Origin of the sequence: Bacillus sp. JJ864, assembly GCF_036963045.1 — a bacterium.
Classification (GTDB): Bacteria; Bacillota; Bacilli; order Bacillales; family Bacillaceae_G; genus Bacillus_A; species Bacillus_A pseudomycoides_C.
The window spans coordinates 4921-26801 of sequence record NZ_JBALLY010000055.1 but is presented as its reverse complement, the minus strand read 5'-3'; the positions used below and the strand labels follow the sequence as shown (position 1 = coordinate 26801).

Genomic DNA, 21881 nt, shown 5'->3' with positions numbered 1-21881 from the left:
TAACTGAGTAGTTACAAATTAACAACGTTTATTTTTGGCTCTGAAACAAGATTCACTATAATAAAGAAATATAGTAATGATTACACGTAATTAGGTGAAACTAAAAGACATATACAACAGTTCTTATTGCAGATGAAACGGACGGTGATCACAAATAGAACAGCACTTAAATTATGTCATTTCGCATTATGGATATTTCGGACTAATCATGGCATTAGTTGGGGGAATTATCGGATTACCAATACCAGATGAAACGTTATTAACTTTTGTAGGATATTATATATTTCAAGGGAAAATGCACTTCTTTATCGCCTTATTAAGCGCATGGTTTGGCTCGGCAGTTGGTATTTCGCTTAGTTACATATTAGGAAAAAGACTTGGGCTTCCCTTCTTAAAGAAATTTGGCCCTAAAATGCACATTACAGAAAGCAAAATTGCTCGAACACAAACTCTCTTTCAAAAAATCGGTCCTCCTTTACTGATTTTTGGCTACTTCATTCCAGGTGTGCGGCATGTTACTGCCTATTTAACCGGCATTTCCAGTCTGCGTATTCGGACATTTTGTCTGTACGCTTATCTAGGAGCATTCATATGGAGCTTTACTTTTATTCAATTAGGATTACAATTCGGGAAAGACTGGCATCTAATCGCCCATTATGTTCACCGTTATGGGCTTGTTTTATTAGTTGTATTAATCATTTTTGCCGTTCTTGCCGCTTTGGCTTTTCTATACATTCGCAGAAAAAAAACGAATGCAACACACTAAAATGTTTAAAACCCACCTTCAATACAGAAGATGGGTTTTCTTATCTCTTATTTATGCGTTTTATTTGGCTTCTTTTTGCCCGGATTTCCGTTACCTTGGCGTTTTTTATTTCGTTCTGCTTTCTCCTGCGTATCGTGCAGTTTCTCTACAAAATTACTACTGTTATCCATAGTTGCAGCCTCCTTGGTTATCGTTCTTTTGTTACTATAACCAATTGCACGTAAAATCATGAAGTATTGCTTTATTTTACTTTAATTTGAACAGGCGGTAATGTTTTATTTGGGTGATACGGCGACATCAGTACCTCTAATACGTAATCCTTTAAACTGAAATTCTCTACACCATATTTCCCATCTAATTGGAACGTTCCTTCAAATTGAAGCTTTTCCTTATCTAATACTTTCACGGTACTTCCTTTTACATTATGTCCACGCGGTACAATATCATGATTCACGTACGAAGAATCCGTTAGATTCATTGCCTCGCCAAAATTGATTAATTCGTCCATAGATATATGTTTTGTATCGACATTTTGAAGTGTGTAATTCACAATTAGCCGCTGATTCTTATGCTGGATGTGGTTAACAATTATTTTGAAATCACTGCGCGTGCTCTTAATTTCAAATGGTGTTTTTTCATCTAGCTTTACAATCGCTCGTTTTTCTGATAATCGGACAACAGGATATATCGTAATAAATTCCGCACTGTCAGGAATTTTCTCGAAAATCGAACGCTCTGCAGATTCTACATGATCGCCTACTTTTTTTCTGCCAAATTCAATCCCTGAAGTAGACATATCAATTTCGTTCCCTTTATCATCTGTTATTTTGTGGATTCGTGCTAAGTCGTTCTCGCCTACAAGCGGATAAATTACTTTGTAGTCAATCGTTGTTGCTCCTTTACCGATTGTAATATTTTCAAAGTTAAATGTATGCTGTTGGTCCTCGCTGCTAATTGACTGCTGCGAGTTAATTTTTTTATTCTCTAATTGTTTCACGGGAATATCAAACTTCCAAAATCCTCTCGTTTCACCGATAGATGTAATGGTAATTGGTAATGTTGTATTTGGAGGTAATTCTTTTTCAGGGTAATCAATTTTGATATTTCCAAACCAACCATTCTTTGTTACTCTCCCATCACCCGAAGCGGCTATCATCCACTTTGGACTTCCATCAGCAAGCTTATATGTATAATCAAAACGATTATGAGATACAGCACTTTCCCCTACTTTATCCGGATTATCAACCGTAAATGTTATCCCAATCCGCCCCCCGTCGTAATACACGCTTTTCATCGTTACACTAATCCCATTGCTTACCGCTTGTTGATTCAATTCTGTTACAAGTTTACTCGCAAACAAATTTTGTCCCATCGTATCATGAAAATAATCATACACTTTCCCTATAAGTGGAACTTCCGCTAGTACACGATTCATTTGAGGGAAAACAAATCCTGAACCTAGTACACCTATACATACTGATGCAGCGGCTAACCATGCAATCTTTCTTCGTTTATCTTTTCTTTTTGTTGGTTTTTCTTGCTTTGCTCTGTTCATACCTTTTGTTATCGCGATCTGTAACTCTTCCCGAGGAACTTCGATTTTGTTTATTTCATCATTAACCCACTGTTTATCCAATTCTCATCACTCCCTCCTAATAATTTCTTTAACGATTTTCTCGCTCGATGCAAATACGTTTTGACAGTTCCTTCAGGTACATTCATATGCCAAGCAATTTGGTTTATCGGAAGATCATAATAATAATGTAAAATAATAACAGTTTGATAATTTTCATCGAGTTTTCCGATTGCTACTTGCAAGTCAATATTTTGCTCAATTCCGTTTGCTATGTTTCGTACATCCTTGTATTCCCTGCGATCCTCTAATTGTTGCACCTTCTTCTTCTCATTTAATACTTGGTAAGCATTATGTATTAGAATACGCGTCAACCACGTCAGAAAAAAGTTTGGTTTTTGTAATTGCTCTAAAGATACGTACGCTTTATAAACTGTTTCTTGTACGATATCTAAGGCATCTTCTTTATTTTGCACATACATATAAGCTGTGCGATATAACTGGTCCTGATGAAGGCTAATGAGCTGTTCAAACGCTGCATCATTACCCTTTTTTGCTTTTTTCACTAATTTTATTTCATCCATCTTATCCCTCCTTCCACTTATTAGATAGGATATGGAATGTTTTGGTTTCAAAAATTTATATTTCTTGCATAAAAAAACGTCCCAACAAAGATTGAGACGTTTCTTAAGACAAATCTGTTCGTCTATTTCTCTAAAATTGCTTCTAACTGTTTCACTTGCGCTGCTACAGTATGTAACGCTTCAACAGACGTTTCATTACGTCTTCTTTCTTCTTCCACACTTACGAGTACATCCTCTGTCGCAGCGGATGTTTGTTGAATGACAGTAGCCGCATACGTAACATCTTGAACGATATTCGTCGTTTTCACCTGGAAGCTTTCTTGATGATGAACGATTTCTGTCATTAACTGATTAATAGAATCGATAAATGCACCAAGGTTGCTTACATTTGCTAAAACGTCCGACAACATTTTATTACACTCTTCTTGCACTTTTGTCCCTTTTCCGACTTGCTCTTCTATCTTATTTGCTTGATTGCTAAAGTCTCTTAAAATGCCTTGAATACTTCCAGCCGAACGATTTGACCCTTCCGCAAGTTTTAATACCTCATTCGCTACAATCGCAAAACCTTTTCCATGCTCACCTGCTCTTGCTGCTTCAATATTGGCATTTAGCGCTAACAAACTCGTTTGATCTGAGATTCCTGTGATTACGTCCACAATCTCCGTAATCTTTTTCGATTGCTCTGTTAATTCTCTAAATATAAGCCCTGACTGTGTAAGAATTTCACTTAAGCTCCGCATATGCCGTTCAAAGTTTTGCAAGGTTCCTACACTTATCTTTGAAACTTCTAAACTTTCATCAACGTTTGTCGATACTTCTCTTACCTGTGAAATAATGTGTTCAATATTTGTCTCCATATCATTGAGTACTTCTACAGAGTGTGACATCATTTCTGATTGAGAGTGCGCCCCCGTGGCTACTTCTTGGAAGGCAACATTAATTTCTCCCATCGATTTCATTGAAGTATTCACATTATTTTTCAAGCTATTGAAATTTTGATCTAAATTTAGAACGGTTTCTTCAATCAGCCTTTGCGTATTTTCTAATTCCTCAGCTTTTCTTATTACTTCTTGCTTTTCTTTATTTAGACGTACAAGAAGACTTTTTCCGATTTTCGTGACACCCCACATCGCCAGCGTCACAATCGCCAGTAAACTTGCGAAATTAGCTGCTTCCGAAGCGGCAGTATAAGCAAAAAACTGCTTTGGCCAGTAGCTACAAAGAATAAATGTCGTAATAACAGCGACTCCTCCAAGCATTAAAATAAGGCGTTCACTTAAATAAATTAAGGAAACCGCTAATGTAAAATAGACCATTTGAAAAATAGCTGGACTTTCATTAAACGTTTGAACCATAATATACGACATCACTAATAACATAAAGGTCATAATATATTTATACACGGATACCATTTCCGGAACGAGATTAAGGAGAATCCCTACTATAAACAGAGAGGCACCGCATGCCCAAAACGGGATCGCTCTAGCCGTGAAGATATATCCGTAATAACTAATTGCAGCAATTCCCAAGAAAAAACTGAACATACTAATGAACAGTAATAAATGATTTTTTTGTGATTCTTGTTCAAGATTAGAAAAGCATTTTCTCTTTAACCACTCCATACACGAAACTTTCCTTTCTAAATAAAAGTTATCCGCAAAATAAAGCTTATTTTAATTTGAATACTGCACTTACTGGATTATGATCGCTATTTTCAAACTTCAGATCATTCCCATGTACATTTACGATTTCAACATTTGGCGAAACTAAAAATCCATCAATAATCGTAACGAAATTCTCACCTTCTACATATTTTTTCACATCATCGCGAACAGTCCAAACAGTAGGGTCTACCGCCCACTGGAACCCACCGTCTGTGAAATCTTTTGGCAACTCTACTAACCATTCGGGCCATACTTTTTGAAACTTCGGATCTTTTAGCTGTACATCAGAGACTAGTTGATTCCAATCACCGCCAAGTATCACATAATCACCGTTTTTATAGTGTTCGTTCATATACTCTTTCAAATAATCCACTTGCTGCCTTCTTATTTTTCCGCCTTTATCATAAGCAGATAAATGAAGGTTGACGAGTCTTAAATATTTCCCATTACTCACAGGGATTTTATGCTCAACGATCGCCCGGTCTAAATCAAATAATTGTTTTGGCCAAGGCTCTTTCCCCGGCAGTTGAAATCTTGTTGCTGTATCAATCTTATACTTAGAAAATGAACTCATTCCTGAATTTGCATATCCCATTGGATTCGTAATTGGAACAGGTACCCACTGTGCATGATAGTTATATCCGAAAGAAGATTCATAGTTGTTCAAACCATTCTTAAATACGTCATATTCATTCACATCAAATGATCTTGAAGATTTTGTATCCACTTCTTGCAATAAGATGAAATCAGAATCTTCCTTTTGTAAAAAAGATAGCATGTTTTTAAGATTCTTTTCTGTTTGTTCTTTACTACTAGAACGAGAGCCTTCTCCCCCGTCCATAAAAAAGTCTTGATCTTTATCCAAACCAGCATAGCCTATATTAAAAGTCGTCGCGGTAAATGTGTCTCCCTGTTTTAAGACTTTTTCATTTTTATTTTCTACCTTCAATTTAAGAGTACTAACAGGTTTTTCATCCGTAATCATAATATAGGCTAGAAATACAACTACACTAATGCTCACTAATACTACTAGTAATAAAAGCGCTTTAAATATTTTCTTCAAATAAATAACCCCTTTTTATATCAAAATAAATGTTTCTAAAAAAATATACTGTAAATACCTCCTTTCTTCAATAAATAAAAATAATTCAGAATTTTCGATGTTATGTTATGATAAATAAATATTACTTATTTCATAAAGAAACAAGTTTATTTTACCACATTAATAATTTTATATCCTTATATTTTAATTAACAAATAATGATGTTATCAATGTTTGTTACTCATTATATAAATATAAAAAAACGTCTCTAATATTTGAGACGTTTTCTCTTTAGGTATAGTCATACTCCAGTTTTTAAGTTGAATCCATTCGCCATAATGACTGTGTGTTCCCTATTCAGGAAATCATTCGCTTTTCTTAATAAAATTTCACTACATCTTCATAAGGTAAGAACGTTCTTTCACCTGGCTGCTCATCTGGCTCACCGAATGGCATTTGTGCTACTAGGCTCCACTCTGCTGGAATGTTCCAAGTTTGTTTTACTTCTTCATCAACAATTGGATTGTAGTGTTGCAGGGACGCACCGATTCCTTCTACTGATAAAGCCATCCACGTTGCATATTGCAGCATTGCACTTCCTTGATGAGACCAGAATGGGAATTGGTCTTTATATAATGGTGCGTTGTCTTGCATTGTCTTCACCGTTTCTTGATTTTCAAAGAACAACACTGTCCCTACTCCGTCACGAAATCCTTGCAGTCTTGCTGCAGTTGCCTCAAAATTTTCTGCCGGAACAAGGGCACGAAGCGTTTCTTTTACGATATCCCAAAACTTTTCATGCTCTGCATCCATTAATACAACGAGGCGGCCACTTTGCATATTAAAAGCCGATGGTGCGTATAAAGCAGTTTTTAAAACGTCACTTATTCTTTCTTTCGTAATGTTTTCGTTCCTTTTTACTTTACGAATAGAACGGCGGTTCATAATTGCATCTTTTAAATTTTTTGTAGTAACTGACATGTTTCATTCCCCCAATATTTTATATGTTGATTATCATCCAATCTCTTATTAACAATATCCATCTACATTACATTGCATTCCATCTAACTCATTTTCTTTACTTTTTGCTAGCTCTTGATCGATTGCTTTTGCTAATCTTTCTTTGCTCGCTAATCCTTGAATCACTTCATCACCAATAACGAATGTTGGAACAGCCATAATTTGCGCCTCTTCGTAAGCATGTCGCAACGCTTCTTCTTGTATGTCTTTATACTTTCTTGATACTAATGCTTCTTTAAATGCTTCTTTAGGGAGTCCAACTTCCCCTGCCAATTTTGTTAATACTTCGATATCTTCAATATTTTGTTCTTCTTGGAAAAAGGCAGCAAACACTCTATCGTGAAACGCATTTCCTTTTCCATGTTCCTTCGCAAAGTGGTATCCCTCAAAGGCAAGGTTTGTATATGGGTGCGGAGAAACACGAGGTAAACGCATTTCTACTCCTAATTTTTTTGCGGTAGGAACAATAAATGAATCCCATGAACCTAGCTTGTCAGGCTCTTTCCATGGATCAATTTTCGGATATGGACTCGGACGTAATTCAAATGGCATCCATTCTACTTCTACATCTTTCCCCTTTACAATCTCATCCAAAGGAGCTTTTCCTAAAAAACAAAATGGACATATAAAATCAGAATAAGCTTTAATTTTTACAGTCATGTTTATGTTCCCTCACTTTTCTTTCCACTGTAATCAATTAAGTTACAACTAAGTTAAAAAAAATTACTTTTCAGAATGTATTTGAGTTACTAATGATATAACTAATTTCTCCATTGTTATGCTTTCCAATACGAGCTCAAGCGCTTCTTGTGCCTGAACTAAAATCACTTCTAAAACGGCTTGTATATTTGCTCCCACCGGACAATTAGGATTTGGATTTTCATGAAAATGAAATAACTTTTCCTCTTCCACCACATCTACGGCTCGGTACACATCTAACAAGGTAATCTCACACAACTCTTTCACGAGGTAAGCTCCTCCTGCGCCGCGGCGTACTTCAACAAAACCTGCTTTTTTAAAATACGATAGTACTTTCCTAATAATTACTGGATTTGTATTTACACTTTCCCCCATATATTCTGAAGTACAAATAGAAGGTGGATTATTTTTCAGGAGAGATAAAATATGCACAGCAATTGTAAAACGGCTACTAATTTTCATATTTATCACCGCTCAGTTGTAATCATTATAGTTACAACCTAAATGGAAGTCAAGCACGCTTCGAAAAAGATTTTTATTTACCAATCTTACGAAACTGTCATCTTTATGTAAGGTTATAAGATAGTTTCCGTACTATTTCCATGTAATAATAAGAGCATAAGAAATAATAAATCTTTAGAGATTATAGGAGCGTGTTGAAAATGATCGTAACAACAACTAATACAATTCAAGGAAAAGAAATTATCGAGTATGTAGACATCGTAAACGGTGAAGCAATTATGGGTGCAAATATCGTACGTGACATCTTCGCTTCTGTTCGTGACGTTGTCGGCGGCCGTGCTGGTGCATATGAGAGTAAATTAAAAGAAGCACGTGACATTGCGATGGAAGAAATGAAACAACTTGCGACGCAAAAAGGAGCAAATGCAATCGTTGGTGTCGATGTAGATTACGAAGTGGTTCGTGACGGAATGTTAATGGTTGCGGTAAGCGGTACAGCTGTACGTGTGTAAATAGATAGAAAAGGAGCACCTCAATTGGATTGAGGTGCTTCTTTTTAGTGAAATGCTAGATGACCTAATCTTATTGCTGTTGCCTCTTTTCTCGGTTCCCTACAGCCCAAGCTAAAAATAAAATCGAACTAGTTGCTACAATCGCTGTGAAAATTCCCATTACCATTTCCCCTTACTTTAAATAGTATTAACTATATAAATCCAAATTAAAAAACCGACATAAAACCATTCTTTTTCGGTGGGCGAGAGCATCTGGCCATGCATAGAAACGGTCAGTGCCCTTTCCTGCCACATACAAGGTAAAACAAAGGAAGAAAGCAAGTGCAGGCTCTTCTGTATAGCCGCAATCTATATGTAAAAAAATGAAAATGGATTCATATATATAATACCATTCCATAGTTTTCCAAACAATTTACAAAATCCATATATTGCTAGACAAAGTAGCTTTTTGTATAATTATTACAATACAACCTAATTTGTACAGGAGAAAACCTATGAAACAAAGACCTTGGTATTTACGAGACAAGTTTTTATATACAATCTGTATCGTTATCCCCTTAGTAGGATATGTAATTGTTCTATCTAACAAAAAGAAATTTGACCATGAAAAGTGGATGCCCTTTCTTTTAGTATCTACAATTATGACTTCTCTTTGGGTATTAAAATTTCTTCCTGATCCTATCTCTCTTCCTGGAACAATCCTCACGCTATTACTAATATATAAGCTTATCAAAGATTAAAAATCAGAGATTCTAAGCTTTTTAAATTCTTTTGGGTGATCCTTAAGAAAATTGAATCACCCAATTGCCACATTTTACTCCAATTCAAATAATCTACGTATGATTTTCACCCAGCCTAAAAAAGAAATTCCTAAAATGACAAACCACAAAAATGCGAAACGGATGCTTCTCGGGATTGATGTCCATAACTTCAATATCCACCAAGACACATCATCTTTGCTATCCTTTTTCATCAGCATCACTCCGCGACAACCGGCAATACAATCATAAACTGAACTACCCCATTCTCATATTCCGCTCGAATTTCTCCGCCTTCTAGTTCCACAATGCTTTTGGCAATCGCAAGTCCAAGCCCCGAGCCTTCTGACACTCTACTTCTTGATTGATCTTTTTTATAGAAGCGTTCAAATAAGTTCTCTAGCTCTTCTTTTGTAAACTCTTCACTCTCGTTTGCAATAGAAATGCGAATGTTACGTCGCTCTCTTTGAAGCGAAACGATAATTTCTCCCTCATCTTTACTATACTTAATGGCATTCATTAATAAATTATCAAACACGCGGACCATTTTTTCTGAATCCAAGGAAGCGTATAAACGATCTTCTGGAAATTCTTTCACAAAGGAAAGACCATGTTCCTCGGCTTGCGGTACAAGTTCTTCAATTAACTGCTCAAGAAGTTCATTTACGCATACTTCTTGTTTTTCTAATGTAATCTTTTCATTTGTTAGCTTTGTGTATTCAAATAAATCTTCTATTAAATTCTTTAACTGCTCTGACTTTGAAAATGCAATTCTTACATACTCATCGTATTGTTCTTTATTTTCATATTTAGCATCACGCAATAAACGTAAATATCCCATAATCGAAGTAAGTGGCGTACGTAAATCATGCGATACATTTGTAATTAATTCATTTTTTTGCTTTTCAATTTTCCGCTCTTTTTCAATATTCACCATAAGTTCTTCTGCCATATGATTAATATTTTCTGTTAATAAGGCCATTTCATCTTTGCCTTTTTTTTCAATTCGATAGGCTAAGTTTCCCTTGGCAATCTCTTTTACACCTTCTGCCATTGCTTCAATTTGCTTCATTTTTTGCTTTGTTATATAAAAGAAAGAAAAGATAAATACGAGAACCCCAATAAAGAATGGAACAGGACCTTCTGCCGTATTATATACAACATCACCTACTGGAATGCCGCTTACAAACATATATAAATTTTTACCTTCTAATGTAACTGGATAAAAAGTGATAAATTCTTTACGTAAATCCTTCGTTCCTCTTAAACCATTGTTATCAATCGGTTGATTACTAGCAAAAGACATCGCATTACGTATTGTATTATGCAAATTAATTTGTTCTTCTTCCGCCTGCTTTGTTTTATATAAAACCTTTCCTGTTTCATCTGTAACCAGCACTTTTAAAGCATGCTGTCTGCGCTCAGCATTCTGATTTTCCCTATCAATCATTCTTTGCAAAGCATCTACCGTATTTTCTCTTGCTATCAATCCTGCTGTTTGCTGCGCTTTATAATTAATGGCATCCATACCACCACTATAATCAATAACAGCATTTCGATTTGCCTTTTCAAAAAACGGAACGGATAACCGTGATACAAAAAAACCTAACAAGGCACAAAAAATAAACGTCGTAATTAATTGAATTCTAATACTCTTACGAATGTAATTAATAGGTCTATGTAACAATCTTTTTATTTTTTGAATCACATAATAAAATGGTTTAAATATCTTTTTCAATCTTATACCCCACTCCCCACACTGTTTTTATATAACGAGGTTTTCTCGGAGTTTCCTCTGTCTTCTCGCGGATTTTTCGAATATGTACCATAACCGTATTATCAGATTGAAAGGACTGTTCCTTCCATACTCGTTCATAAATTTGATCCGCACTAAATACCATCCCACGATTTCTCGCCAGTAACTCTAAAATGGAAAATTCTCTCGGTGTCAATTTCACTTCGTCGTTTCCCACAATGACTTCATGCGTCGCAACATTTATTTTCATATCGCCAATTTCAATTTCATCTTCATTTTGCACAAAACCGCCGCTCATTTTCATATACCTGCGAAGCTGTGATTTAATACGAGCAATCAATTCTAGCGGATTAAAAGGTTTCGTAATATAATCATCTGCCCCGGTTGTTAAGCCTAAAATCTTGTCCATATCTTGCGTTTTTGCCGACAACATAATAATTGGCATCTCCGCAATTTCTCTTACTTTCATACACATATGAATCCCGTCTAGCTTCGGCATCATAATATCTAATACAACTAAGTGTACTTGCTGCTTTTGTAATATTTCTAACCCTTCTGCACCATCACCGGCCTGAAGCACTTCATATCCTTCATTCTTCAAATAAATCGCAATCAAATCGCGAATTTCTTTTTCATCATCTACGACAAGTATTGTTTCTTGACTCACAATCTCTCCTCCAACATTATCAATCTATTATAGGAATATTCTAACAAATAAATTTGAGTTTTTGTTAAATTATTCCTTACTCTCTCTACATATGTAGTACACACCGAACATTACCACAAGAACACTCCCCACAATGAAACCATACTTCGTTGTGAGTTCTACAATACGATTGATATTGTCTCCAAACAGATACCCGAGCATAAAATAGAATAACGTCCAAACAAACCCTGCCATATATGAATACAAAGCATACGTTTTAAATGACATATTGTTGATTCCAACTAAGTAAGGAACGCTATGTCTCACTACTGGTATAAAATAGCTGATTACTAAAGCATAATGTCCGTATCGATCAAGCAATGCTTGTGATTTCACAAGATACTTCGCCTTCTTCTTTTTCATCCATGCATCTAGAACTTTCGAACCTAACGTCTTTCCAAGGATATATCCTAAAGAGAGCCCCGACACAACGCCGAGATACGTTAACAAAAATGCTGGTATCGGCATTAATATATGTATGGATGAAACCAATCCGCCGCTCATCACGACCATTTCATCCGGGATCGGCATACCAACAATTCCTAACCATAAACAAAAAAATAAAGCACCGTAACCGTAATGCTGAATATAGGATAACAATTCATGTAACTCCATACATAACAGCACTCCCTACTTCTTTTCTACAACTCAACACATAAGCTGGCGGGAAATTAAACCAAACCTTTGTAACAGATATATCTGGGAAAAAAGTTTGAATGAATGATTTTCGTACGAGTGAGTATTGAAACGTAATAAACTCACCATGTTCTTGTAAGACCTCCACCACGTTGCTTAAAATACACGATGATGCTTCCATTGGTAACGAAGTAAACGGTAAACCGGATAATACATAATCGACTTCGTCTATCTGTAGCTCCCTCATATACGTTTGCATATTTTCAGCTGATCCGTGGATAACAAAAACACTTGGATCACCCCCAAACTGTTTCTGTAAATCCCTCACAAAAACTTCATTAATTTCAATAAGAATAAACATGGTGTGTTTCTGTTTTCGTTTCATAATTTCTCTTGTGAAAACCCCTGTGCCTGCCCCTAATTCCACAATATACTTTGCGTTCCTAAAATCGATTGCATCCACCATTTTTTTCGCTAATATTTTCGAACTCGGTGCAATCGCTCCAATATGCTTAGGGTGCTTTATAAACTCCATTAAAAATGTAAAAAGCTTCATCAAACATCCCCTCGTTCATTCAGTATTGTGTACGATAGCCCTAAGTATAACTATCATTTCTTAAAAAATAACGGAGAGATTCCTTAAGTTTTTCTGAAGAAAATGAAAAACCTCAACATTATATACCGCACGCCATACCTACAAGAATTTCCTTTATCTACTAATTTACCCTTGTTAAAATGCACCTCGATTTACTCTACTAATTTATTCTTTCCAAATGAAAAAGGTTCCCCAAAGATAGTATCTTTGGGGAACCTCTTTTAACAATTGTATATTATTTTTCAGGAAGTGCCTCCATTACAGACGCCACTTCCGCGACAATGATTTGACTACCTAAAATTGGTGATTCTTGCTGCGCTTCTTTAGAGCCTGGTTCTGGTCGTTTATGCGCTTCTTTAAACGCATCACTATTTCTCCATTTCATAAAGCTCTCTTCATTTTCCCAGTACATATTTACATTTAATTCATCAAACTCAGTTAAGTTTTTTGTAATTAAAACCTCAACCTTCACAAAACCTTCCATTTGTTGCAATGCACCTGAACGAGTGAATGATGGGGCCATTCTTTCTGCAAATCCTACTTTTGTTTTCATTCTGTTTGTAACAACGATCATCCTCAAAAACCTCCTTAATGTTTGTGAAAACTTCTTCGAATGAACTATCTGCATGACATCGATGCTTTTTTCGCTCATCATGCTTTACTATAATGGTATCTTTATGTTTCAACTCAATTAGTCACACATGACTAATTAAGTCCATTATATACATCGCGTTTTTATTAGTCAACGATGACTATATAAATACAAAAAAACAAAATAAAAGCCCTTTTCTTCATATTGAAGACAAGAGCATCTTGTTGCAAAATGAGTTTAACAATTTACATTTTAGAGCTAAGTGTTTTAACCGTTTTTTCAAGAAATGCAATCTCTGCTTCTAACATTATTATTTTATGCTCGATTGCTAGATTGACTCCAATCCTCATCTCATGAACTGGGGTTTGTTTAAAAATATGAATTAATTTCTTATTTTTAGTTAATCGTTCCTCTAGAGCTGGCAAAGATTTTTCTAATGGAAGAAAATCAATAAACATGAGTCCGATATCACCTTGATAATTAACACTCTCAGCTGAAGATAAATTGTTCAATAACAACTTGTAAAAATATTGTTTTCCCTTTTCATTAATAGAGTACACTTTTCGAGATGGCCTGTTTCCTTCTTGCTCCAGTTGAACATCAATGTATCCCTTTTGATTCAGTTTATCTAACGTTGCATAAGCAGTCGGTTTTTTCATATCTGTAACTGTACTTAAATTTTTTTCAATAAATTCATTAATTTGATATCCATGCTGACTTTGGCTCATAAGCAAACCGAGCAGGACGAGTGAGCGCTGTTCCATAGAGATCATCCTTTCTAAACCATATTATATCTGATGATGGAAATGAGAACTAGACAATAACTCAATTACGTCGATTGTTAGCCATTATTATACGACAAATATGTATAGAAAAACTATCTCTTAGCGCCCACACTCTCTTAACTTCAAAGCGTCTGTCCATTATCAATTGTAAATATCTGTCCCGTAATTGATTCTTGGGTCAATTGAAACAAGATCGCCTCAGCAATTTCATCAGGCGTTGAAACTCTTTTCAGCGGTATGTTCCCAGCCAGTTGATGCATCTTTTCTTCATGATCCGCCCACCACCTTGTATGAACTGCACCAGGAGCGATACCATTTACTCTAATCTGAGGTGCGAGTGAAATGGCTAACGATTTTGTCATCGTATGAATCGCCCCTTTTGTTACTGCATACGGAACTGATGAACCTAGCCCCGTTATTCCAGCAACGCTGCCTATATTCACAATCGCACCCGATCCTTGTTTCTTCATATAAGGAACAACAGCCTTTATACAATGAAACATCCCTTTCACGTTTACGTTAAAAAGAGAATCCCACACTTCATCTGTTACAGACTGCAAATCACCCATCGGTATTTGTGCTGTTATACTTGCGTTGTTTACTAAAGCATCTACAGTTCCAAAAGATTTCACCGTTTGCAGCACCATGTCCTCTACTTCTGCTTCTACTGCAACATCTGCTTTTACAACGAGCACTGTCCCTCCGCGCTTTACAATTTCGTCCCTCGTTTCTACTGCTTCTTTTTCCGAACGGCTATAATTGATTACAACTTTCGCCCCTGCATCCGCTAATTTCAAAGCCGTCGCCTTTCCAATACCAGTACCGCCGCCTGTTATAATGACTACTTTATCTTTTATCTCCACTGCCTGTGCTCCTCTTCTTATCGTATTTGTTATCATCCATTGTATCCTCACGCTTACGAAAGGTATAATACTGAATAATAAGGTTGATATCATTTCAAATGATATCAGTGGAGGGATCTATTTTGGAAAGTCATGACTTATGGATTTTTAAACATGTTGCCGAATTACAATCAATCTCTAGAGCCGCTGAAAAACTCGGATATGTGCAGCCAAATATAAGCCAGCGTATAAAAAGCTTAGAAGAAGAACTTGGCGTCAAATTACTAGTACGTAATAACAGAGGCGTAACATTAACTGAAGACGGAAAAATTTTATTGAATTATACAAACCAAATTATGATGTTAATGGACGAAGCAAAATCAAAACTAAACCCTAAAAAGTGGCGAGAATCGTTAATTATCGGAGCGCCGCAAACTATTTCCGCTGTAAAAGTTCCACACCTACTAGCTTCCTTTTTACAGTCTAATCAGAGCATTGATGTAAAAGTAAAAACGGCTAACAAACTACAATTACAAGAAATGCTTGATTACGGAGAAGTTGATGGAATTTTCATAAGCGGTTCATACAACGATTCGCAGTTCGAAAGTGTTTATCATTATTTTGAAAACATCGTACTCATTTCGCCAATTGAGCAGCAGCAGCCAACACTACTTGTAAATAGTGATCCAAGTTGTATATATAGAAACAAGCTATTCAATTTCGCCGAGAAACAAAATTGGAATCAACCAGCTATAATGGAATTTGATTCCCTTGAATCCATTCTCCAAGCGGTTCATGCCGGACTTGGGATCAGCATCCTACCCGCGGATGTTATAAAAGAAATGAAAGCCATCCATCATAAAGAATTACCTGACAAAATGAAGATTAATTTTATTATGAAACGTGAAAAACAAAGGTCACAAAGTTTGGAGAAGTTCATTTTGTTTTTGAAGGGATTATGAAATAAACAAGGCTAAAAGTAATCGTATCCCCTGCACTTGCTTGCTCCTTGTGTTTTAAACATCGCACGGGGTAGAAAAAGGCCCTGACCGCTTCTATGCATGGCCAGTTGCTCTCGCCCCCCTAAAAAGAAAAGGGGTTTTATGTCGGTTTTTAATTTAGATATATATAAAAGAATTCTTACAATATTGTAAGAATCTTGTTAGACAATTCGATGTTTCCGCTTCTTCATTCCATGTAATGATAGAAATCGCGTAAAGGAGTTAGACTTCGATGTTTAGGAAAAAGAAAATAGACTAAAAAGGATTACCTCTTATAAAGATACAAGGTAATCCTTTTTCGTTTCTATAAATACTTTATGCCTTTTTCACAAATTCAGATTTTAATTTCATCGGTCCAAAACCATCGATTTTACAATCAATATCATGATCGCCATCAACTAAACGAATACTTTTTACTTTCGTACCGATTTTTACAACTAATGAAGTTCCTTTTACTTTTAAGTCTTTAATTACTGTTACAGAATCACCATCTTGTAACACATTTCCGTTCGCATCTTTAATTACTTTTTCATCTTCATTATTTGCCGCTTCTAACGTCCACTCATGTGCACATTCTGGGCAAACAAACAGAACTCCATCTTCGTATGTGTATTCTGAATTACACTTTGGGCAATTTGGTAAATTTGACATCTGTTTAGTTCCTCCACTCGTTATATATACTTTTCTATACTGCCATAGTCTTCTTTTATTGACAACCCTACCCGGGCATAACAAAAAAAGGAAGCATAAACCCGCTTCCTTTTTTGTTAACTCCAAAAGAATTGAACTATCTTCATTCCCGCCCATACCCCAACGATTCCCATGATTGCTGAGAAAACTGGAGGCGCAGGAATTGGGAGTTTTAATAGCGTAAATATCACCCCTACGATTAATCCCGCTAAAGTTGACATAAAAATTTCATGCATATTGCTTTCCTCCTAGATGCTTTATTTGCTGTTTTTCTCTAATTTATAAAGTGAAACTTCCATCAGTGGGGTTTTCTTCATCCCCCACCTCTCTTCTTTAGAAAAGCGGAAGCGGCTCGCTCAGAATCGCAGGACGCCTACGCCCCTGACAGAGAGGCGCTTTTTGCCTCGTCCGAGGGGGCGAAACGACCGGAGATTCTAGCCGCTAGAGCTGGACAATGCTCTTTCAATCTTGAGGTGTGGGTCTTACTGCCCACGAATAGCGGGATAAATCCCGCTAATTGCTAGCACAGCTTGTATTAGCATTCCCTAAAATAGGATATTTTTACTATAAAAAAAGGATAGAACAGGCAGTATGCAACTGCTTGTTCTATCCTTTTCTTTCTCTTTAATAATTCCCCAGCTCAGATTCAGGACTTTGAATGATCACCGGATTCTTAGCTGGATCTAGCCACTTCAAAATAGAAATAACGTCTTGCTGATCCGTGCCAGTACAGCCATTTGTATACATATCAGAAACATGGAAGAAGATTGCACTTCCAGCCCCCGGAGCTCTATCTGTATTATAGTTGATAACAAATCCATAGTTATAAGCAGATATATCCATATTTTCAGCGCTTCTCCATTGTCCCTTCGTCGCACTGCGAGACTGCCACGTGTTGTAAAGAGCGCTGTTCGAATCATCAACCCAAACGTCATCCGACGTAATCTGACGGAATGGTAGTTTTGTACCCGGATTGCCGTAACGACCAAATGCGGTACCGATAAAATATTTTCCTCGCGGCGACTGCACGACATTCTCACTCATTTGGGATGCAAATCCATCACGGCCAATATGCCCATTCATGTCTAGCAGTTGTTTCCAGGCACCATTTACACGTTCAAACGTACGAATGCGCGCTTGATTCGTTCCGTAACCCGTTGTAGTAACAACAATTAATTGATTGTTATTACCAATTGTATGGAAACGATCTGCAAGTGTGACCCCACCTAAACTAACAGCACGGCTATCAAGCCAGCCCTTGCGACCGTTTTGCTCAATTTGATACCACGTCACCCCGTTATAGGTTGCAGATTGTAACAAATTCAAGTTTTGATTAGCAAAATCCGCTGCAGAACCAACATAATTAGCGTGCTGCATTCCGTAAGGCTTCGACCAAACTGCATTACCCGCTGCATTGCTCACATGCCCGACTTTGTTTAAAGCTTGAATATTCGTTGCACTAGAAATTGCCTTTGCATCAATCCAGCCTTCTTCATGACCATCTACTTTAAAATAATACCAACGTGCCCCACCTTTATCTAGGCTGCGGATAATCTGAAGCGGACGACTATCATAATTACTTGCAGAACCAACATAGGATGCACCATTTTCACCATAAGGTGTACTCCATACCCCATGACCATCTGTATCTCCAATAAGTGCGATTCGATTTTCATCTTTTATATTCGATACCGTTTTCGTAAAGACACGCGCATCCACCCAGCCTAATACTTTGTTGCCTGCCATAATTCTATTCCACGTAACATTTCCTTTCGTAGCGCTTTGTACAACCTGGACGTTTTGATAACTATATCTATTCGTAGAATCAACCCAGCTTGCACCATATTCGCCGTAAGGAGCACTCCATATTCCGTCTCCTTTCACGGAAAAACCAATTATAGCAGCGTAATTTTCATCTTTTACATTAGTTAAACCTGACGCGGCCTTCTCTCCATCGATCCAGCCTAACAGCTTACCATCTTTCATTACTTGGTACCAAGTTACATTCCCTCTTTTTACAGTCTTCACCACTTGAACGGTTTGATAAGCATAATCATTGGTACTCCCAACATACTGAGCACCTGTAACCCCATAAGGTGCTGTCCATATCCCATTGTTATAGCTTCTTCCGATTGTAATGGTAAAATTGGCAGCCTGCGCTTCCCCGGCATTATCTAACGCATTGCGATCGATCCAGCCGATTACTTTGCCATCTACGCTAAATTTGTACCACTGCACACCGCCATATGTAGCACTTTCTACTAACTGAATATCTCGATAAACATAAAGATCCGTTGAACCTATATAATTCGCACCTGATACACCGTACGGCATCGACCATATACCGTTTCCTGCCGTTGCCCCCATCACGGCAGGCTGATTCATTGTTTGAATATTTTTCAAACCACTTAACGATCTACTATCAAGCCAACCAATTACTCGGCCATCTATACGAAATTGATACCATACCACATTATTCACTGTCATCTTCTGAACTAACTGAATATCTCGACCTACATAATCATTCGTAGACCCTACATAACTAGCACCCGCTACCCCATAAGGAAGCGTCCAAATAGAATTCCCTGTCGTCCATGCCACAATCTGATTCTCTTGTACGCTCGTCGCAGGAGGATTATCCGCCGCTTGAACAGGAAGTGCAAAAAACAGTAACGCTCCTCCTACCAGTACAACATTACTATATAACTTGGAATACAATTTCTTATTTCGCAAACCTTGCTCCCCCTAAATGTCCTGAACTTTTTCTTCTATTCTATCATTATCGATGTATACGGTGAGCAAAATATCGACGACTTTTTGAATATATCGACCGTTTTTCCTCATATATCGGCGGAATTTGAAATATATCGACCCTTCGACAAAAAACGCCATCCACCCACATAAGAAAAAGCGGCCGAAATTAAATCAATGTTTCTTCAAATCCCTCATATTAGATATATATAAGGCTATGACTAAAATGAGAATAGCTCCTGCATATAATAACGTTTCAAGTGGTTCATCATGAGAAACAATAATTAATCGAATTAAAGCTGTAATTCCTATATAAATAAAATATCGTAATGGAAAGTGATAATTCGACTTGAAATATTTAATAATCAATGCAATGAACTCAAAATATAAAAAGTAAACAATTATACTTTCAACTAAATCATAGGATGTGTATTTTTTTGCTGAAAATATGTATTGTATAAATGTGATTGTTTCATTAATTAAAAAGATAGATAGTACTATGGATAATATGATAAGGGCTATATTTAATATCCATTGTAAGACACTGGAAATAAACTCATCAACATTAAATGATCGCATTTCTTCTAGCACCTCCTCCATTAATAAATCATATTAATACATTATAACAAACCCACCTCACTATACAAACGATGACTATTTAGTAATCACAATTGTAAAATTGTTTTTTTAACGATGCGTTTTTACAAATCATAAAGCAAGCTAATAATGAACGCATAAATATCAAACAAAAAATCACCTTTAGCAAAACTAAAAAGGTGATTTTTGTGAAACTATTAGTGAATATCATGTTTTTTGAAATTACCGCCCTTTACTTCCGCTACGTCATATACCGTAACAAAGGCATTTTCATCAATTTCATGAATGATTTCTTTCATTTTACTTTCTTCTAAACGGTTAATGACACAAGTAATTTCTTTAAATTGTTCACGTGAATAACCGCCGTAAACTTCATTATACGTTGCACTTCGACCTAAGCGATCTCGAATTGTCTCTACCATTAATTCAGGTTCCTTTGTAATAATTTTAAATGTTTTAGAACCACTTAAACCTACTTCAACGATGTGAATGACTTTAGAAGCAATAAAATAAGCAATTGCTGAAAGAATAGCCCCTTCAAGGCCAAATACTGTTGAGACAAAAACGAAGACAAACATGTTTAAAAATAAGATGAGGTCACTTGTCCCAAAAGGTAACTTTCGAGAAAGTAATACGGCTAACATATCAATTCCATCTAATGCGCCGCCATTACGTAATGCTAACCCCATACCAAAACCGATGATAATTCCCCCAACAACGGTAATTAACAATGTATCACCATGAATAATAGTTGGTACTCCGTGCATAAGGACCGTACCGACTGCTAATGAAGCAATACCGATAATCGAATAAATAGCAAAATTCCTACCAATTTGCTTATACCCTAACCAAACAAACGGGATGTTAATGACTGCAATTAAAAGTCCTAATGGTAATCCAAATAGTTCTGAACTAACGATACTTAACCCTGTCACACCACCATCTGATACATTGTTTGGGATTAATATCGATTCCAGTCCATATGCTGTTATAAATGCCCCAATAATAATCATTACTACTCGTAAAACGATTTTTAGTTTATTCGGCTTGTGTTTTTTGATTACGCTCATGTAATTCCTCCGTTTCAAACTAGTTTCTCTTTTCATTACCACACCTGTGAGAATCATTCCTAATAACTATTCTAACATATTATCATCAAAATACTTCTTGATACGTCTTCCCTCTTTAGCAGAAATCTTAACAATTAATCCTAAAATATGAAAATGATATAATACTTTACTTTAATTTCCATAAATCTTCAGTTTTTAAACATATTTCTATGATTTCTCATGAAAAGTGGAAATATGAACTTACTACATACTTGGTATAGAAAATTTTGATTAAAATACGGCCTTTTACAAACCATCATATTCAAAGTTGTCCGACACACCATTCCTTCTAGATGGTATAATCAGGGAAAGGAAGGTGAATGGGCTATGAGAAAAAAAATAAGCTGGAATAATCTGATGCTTTTAGTTTCTTTAGGAACTTTTGGAGCACTCTTATCGTGTTCTGCTACGTCAATTCCTAACAATATTGCGTCCTGGGGACTCCTTGCTGTTGGGGTTGTACTTACATTTGGGGCTTCTCTTACAGGGCTTTACTTACTGAAAAAAAACAGAGTCTACTGATGGTTTACTAAACCAATTTTTCATATAGGAAGCATAAGTTTGCCAAAGCAGCAATCTTATGCTTCTTTTTACATACAAAATGTGATTTGAACCAAAAAATCGCTATCGCTTGAGTTATAACATTGCCGTAAGTATCTAATTAACTTATAAAGTGAAACTTTAATCAGCGGGGGTTTTCTTCAGCCCCCACTAATTATCAGCCCTCACCAATCGGGC

At 36.4% G+C, this 21881-nt stretch carries 25 protein-coding genes; 4 read left to right on the top strand and 21 right to left on the bottom strand.

The genetic code is table 11. The annotated features are described in order from the left end of the window. The first annotated feature begins 208 nt into the window (after nt 1-208). The gene (locus V7024_RS10210; RefSeq protein ID WP_335519128.1) at nt 209-766 is read left to right on the top strand and encodes a DedA family protein; all 558 of its coding nucleotides are present in this window, start codon (nt 209-211) and stop codon (nt 764-766) included. A gap of 47 nt (nt 767-813) precedes the next feature. On the opposite strand, the gene V7024_RS10205 is transcribed toward V7024_RS10210, so the two are convergent. The 8 genes from V7024_RS10205 to V7024_RS10170 all read right to left on the bottom strand — a co-directional run bounded on the left by V7024_RS10205 (nt 814) and on the right by V7024_RS10170 (nt 7813). Continuing rightward, entirely contained in the window at nt 814-936 is a 123-nt protein-coding gene (locus tag V7024_RS10205; RefSeq protein ID WP_035433200.1) for a DUF4023 domain-containing protein, read from the bottom strand. A gap of 71 nt (nt 937-1007) precedes the next feature. After that, nucleotides 1008-2402, bottom strand: a complete 1395-nt coding sequence (locus V7024_RS10200) for a DUF4179 domain-containing protein (RefSeq protein ID WP_335519125.1) — start codon at nt 2400-2402, stop codon at nt 1008-1010. Next, on the bottom strand, nt 2372-2923 hold the full coding sequence (locus V7024_RS10195) for a sigma-70 family RNA polymerase sigma factor (protein ID WP_335519122.1): 552 nt from the start codon (nt 2921-2923) through the stop codon (nt 2372-2374). Before V7024_RS10195 ends, V7024_RS10200 begins: the two co-directional genes overlap by 31 nt. A 122-nt stretch (nt 2924-3045) precedes the next feature. Further along, complete coding sequence (locus V7024_RS10190; protein WP_335519119.1) at nt 3046-4548, bottom strand: DUF4077 domain-containing protein; 1503 nt, start codon at nt 4546-4548, stop codon at nt 3046-3048. Between the two features lie 46 nt (nt 4549-4594). Next, nucleotides 4595-5653 (bottom strand): endonuclease/exonuclease/phosphatase family protein, encoded by a 1059-nt coding sequence (locus V7024_RS10185; protein WP_335519116.1) that lies wholly within the window; start codon nt 5651-5653, stop codon nt 4595-4597. A gap of 357 nt (nt 5654-6010) precedes the next feature. Beyond that, nucleotides 6011-6613 carry a nitroreductase family protein gene (locus V7024_RS10180; RefSeq protein ID WP_335519113.1) on the bottom strand — a complete coding sequence of 201 codons (603 nt, stop codon included), beginning with the start codon at nt 6611-6613 and terminating at the stop codon, nt 6011-6013. A 48-nt stretch (nt 6614-6661) separates the two neighbouring features. Beyond that, entirely contained in the window at nt 6662-7312 is a 651-nt protein-coding gene (locus V7024_RS10175; protein WP_335519111.1) for a DsbA family oxidoreductase, read from the bottom strand. Between the two features lie 63 nt (nt 7313-7375). Then, nucleotides 7376-7813 carry an Rrf2 family transcriptional regulator gene (locus tag V7024_RS10170; RefSeq protein WP_335519109.1) on the bottom strand — a complete coding sequence of 146 codons (438 nt, stop codon included), beginning with the start codon at nt 7811-7813 and terminating at the stop codon, nt 7376-7378. A 200-nt stretch (nt 7814-8013) separates the two neighbouring features. Between V7024_RS10170 and V7024_RS10165 the strand changes: the two genes are divergently transcribed. Further along, the gene (locus V7024_RS10165) at nt 8014-8325 is read left to right on the top strand and encodes a heavy metal-binding domain-containing protein (protein WP_335519107.1); all 312 of its coding nucleotides are present in this window, start codon (nt 8014-8016) and stop codon (nt 8323-8325) included. A 494-nt stretch (nt 8326-8819) separates the two neighbouring features. Further along, on the top strand, nt 8820-9065 hold the full coding sequence (locus V7024_RS10160; RefSeq protein WP_335519105.1) for a hypothetical protein: 246 nt from the start codon (nt 8820-8822) through the stop codon (nt 9063-9065). A gap of 74 nt (nt 9066-9139) precedes the next feature. Here the strand turns inward: V7024_RS10160 and V7024_RS10155 are convergent, their stop codons facing one another. The 8 genes from V7024_RS10155 to V7024_RS10120 form a co-directional block, all read right to left on the bottom strand. Beyond that, nucleotides 9140-9298 carry a hypothetical protein gene (locus tag V7024_RS10155; protein WP_335519102.1) on the bottom strand — a complete coding sequence of 53 codons (159 nt, stop codon included), beginning with the start codon at nt 9296-9298 and terminating at the stop codon, nt 9140-9142. A gap of 5 nt (nt 9299-9303) precedes the next feature. Further along, complete coding sequence (locus tag V7024_RS10150; protein WP_335519099.1) at nt 9304-10821, bottom strand: sensor histidine kinase; 1518 nt, start codon at nt 10819-10821, stop codon at nt 9304-9306. Beyond that, nucleotides 10805-11506 carry a response regulator transcription factor gene (locus tag V7024_RS10145; protein ID WP_335519095.1) on the bottom strand — a complete coding sequence of 234 codons (702 nt, stop codon included), beginning with the start codon at nt 11504-11506 and terminating at the stop codon, nt 10805-10807. Before V7024_RS10145 ends, V7024_RS10150 begins: the two co-directional genes overlap by 17 nt. A gap of 69 nt (nt 11507-11575) precedes the next feature. Then, nucleotides 11576-12160: a DedA family protein gene (locus V7024_RS10140; RefSeq protein WP_335519092.1), complete on the bottom strand. Its 585-nt coding sequence runs from the start codon at nt 12158-12160 to the stop codon at nt 11576-11578. Then, nucleotides 12147-12737, bottom strand: coding sequence for a class I SAM-dependent methyltransferase (locus V7024_RS10135; RefSeq protein ID WP_335519089.1), 591 nt, complete (start codon nt 12735-12737; stop codon nt 12147-12149). The genes V7024_RS10140 and V7024_RS10135 overlap by 14 nt, the downstream gene beginning before the upstream one ends. A gap of 274 nt (nt 12738-13011) precedes the next feature. After that, nucleotides 13012-13350, bottom strand: a complete 339-nt coding sequence (locus V7024_RS10130; RefSeq protein ID WP_335519086.1) for a heme oxygenase — start codon at nt 13348-13350, stop codon at nt 13012-13014. A gap of 263 nt (nt 13351-13613) precedes the next feature. Next, entirely contained in the window at nt 13614-14132 is a 519-nt protein-coding gene (locus V7024_RS10125) for a PadR family transcriptional regulator (protein WP_335519082.1), read from the bottom strand. Nucleotides 14133-14275: 143 nt separating this feature from the next. Beyond that, on the bottom strand, nt 14276-15016 hold the full coding sequence (locus V7024_RS10120) for an SDR family NAD(P)-dependent oxidoreductase (protein ID WP_335519079.1): 741 nt from the start codon (nt 15014-15016) through the stop codon (nt 14276-14278). Nucleotides 15017-15138: 122 nt separating this feature from the next. On the opposite strand from V7024_RS10120, the gene V7024_RS10115 reads away from it, so the two are divergent. Further along, nucleotides 15139-15957 (top strand): LysR family transcriptional regulator, encoded by an 819-nt coding sequence (locus V7024_RS10115; protein ID WP_335519077.1) that lies wholly within the window; start codon nt 15139-15141, stop codon nt 15955-15957. A 354-nt stretch (nt 15958-16311) separates the two neighbouring features. Here V7024_RS10115 and V7024_RS10110 read toward each other — a convergent pair whose 3' ends face one another. The 5 genes from V7024_RS10110 to V7024_RS10085 all read right to left on the bottom strand — a co-directional run bounded on the left by V7024_RS10110 (nt 16312) and on the right by V7024_RS10085 (nt 21104). Next, the gene (locus tag V7024_RS10110; protein WP_335519073.1) at nt 16312-16647 is read right to left on the bottom strand and encodes a zinc ribbon domain-containing protein YjdM; all 336 of its coding nucleotides are present in this window, start codon (nt 16645-16647) and stop codon (nt 16312-16314) included. A 116-nt stretch (nt 16648-16763) separates the two neighbouring features. Further along, the gene (locus V7024_RS10105; protein WP_098918943.1) at nt 16764-16922 is read right to left on the bottom strand and encodes a XapX domain-containing protein; all 159 of its coding nucleotides are present in this window, start codon (nt 16920-16922) and stop codon (nt 16764-16766) included. Between the two features lie 388 nt (nt 16923-17310). Next, nucleotides 17311-19419: a GW domain-containing glycosaminoglycan-binding protein gene (locus V7024_RS24415; protein ID WP_438824460.1), complete on the bottom strand. Its 2109-nt coding sequence runs from the start codon at nt 19417-19419 to the stop codon at nt 17311-17313. Between the two features lie 192 nt (nt 19420-19611). Further along, a complete protein-coding gene (gene psiE / locus V7024_RS10090; RefSeq protein ID WP_335519068.1) occupies nt 19612-20016 on the bottom strand; it encodes a phosphate-starvation-inducible protein PsiE in 405 nt (134 codons plus the stop codon). Between the two features lie 215 nt (nt 20017-20231). Further along, a complete protein-coding gene (locus V7024_RS10085) occupies nt 20232-21104 on the bottom strand; it encodes a YitT family protein (protein ID WP_335519065.1) in 873 nt (290 codons plus the stop codon). Nucleotides 21105-21881: the final 777 nt, after the last annotated feature.

Coding starts and splice junctions, on each gene's coding strand:
- V7024_RS10210 (WP_335519128.1), top strand. CDS start 209: ATGGCATTAGTTGGGGGAATTATCGGATTACCAATACCAGATGAAACG.
- V7024_RS10205 (WP_035433200.1), bottom strand. CDS start 936: ATGGATAACAGTAGTAATTTTGTAGAGAAACTGCACGATACGCAGGAG.
- V7024_RS10195 (WP_335519122.1), bottom strand. CDS start 2,923: ATGGATGAAATAAAATTAGTGAAAAAAGCAAAAAAGGGTAATGATGCA.
- V7024_RS10190 (WP_335519119.1), bottom strand. CDS start 4,548: ATGGAGTGGTTAAAGAGAAAATGCTTTTCTAATCTTGAACAAGAATCA.
- V7024_RS10180 (WP_335519113.1), bottom strand. CDS start 6,613: ATGTCAGTTACTACAAAAAATTTAAAAGATGCAATTATGAACCGCCGT.
- V7024_RS10175 (WP_335519111.1), bottom strand. CDS start 7,312: ATGACTGTAAAAATTAAAGCTTATTCTGATTTTATATGTCCATTTTGT.
- V7024_RS10170 (WP_335519109.1), bottom strand. CDS start 7,813: ATGAAAATTAGTAGCCGTTTTACAATTGCTGTGCATATTTTATCTCTC.
- V7024_RS10165 (WP_335519107.1), top strand. CDS start 8,014: ATGATCGTAACAACAACTAATACAATTCAAGGAAAAGAAATTATCGAG.
- V7024_RS10160 (WP_335519105.1), top strand. CDS start 8,820: ATGAAACAAAGACCTTGGTATTTACGAGACAAGTTTTTATATACAATC.
- V7024_RS10155 (WP_335519102.1), bottom strand. CDS start 9,298: ATGAAAAAGGATAGCAAAGATGATGTGTCTTGGTGGATATTGAAGTTA.
- V7024_RS10140 (WP_335519092.1), bottom strand. CDS start 12,160: ATGGAGTTACATGAATTGTTATCCTATATTCAGCATTACGGTTACGGT.
- V7024_RS10135 (WP_335519089.1), bottom strand. CDS start 12,737: ATGAAGCTTTTTACATTTTTAATGGAGTTTATAAAGCACCCTAAGCAT.
- V7024_RS10130 (WP_335519086.1), bottom strand. CDS start 13,350: ATGATCGTTGTTACAAACAGAATGAAAACAAAAGTAGGATTTGCAGAA.
- V7024_RS10125 (WP_335519082.1), bottom strand. CDS start 14,132: ATGGAACAGCGCTCACTCGTCCTGCTCGGTTTGCTTATGAGCCAAAGT.
- V7024_RS10110 (WP_335519073.1), bottom strand. CDS start 16,647: ATGTCAAATTTACCAAATTGCCCAAAGTGTAATTCAGAATACACATAC.
- V7024_RS10105 (WP_098918943.1), bottom strand. CDS start 16,922: ATGCATGAAATTTTTATGTCAACTTTAGCGGGATTAATCGTAGGGGTG.
- psiE (WP_335519068.1), bottom strand. CDS start 20,016: ATGCGATCATTTAATGTTGATGAGTTTATTTCCAGTGTCTTACAATGG.
- V7024_RS10085 (WP_335519065.1), bottom strand. CDS start 21,104: ATGAGCGTAATCAAAAAACACAAGCCGAATAAACTAAAAATCGTTTTA.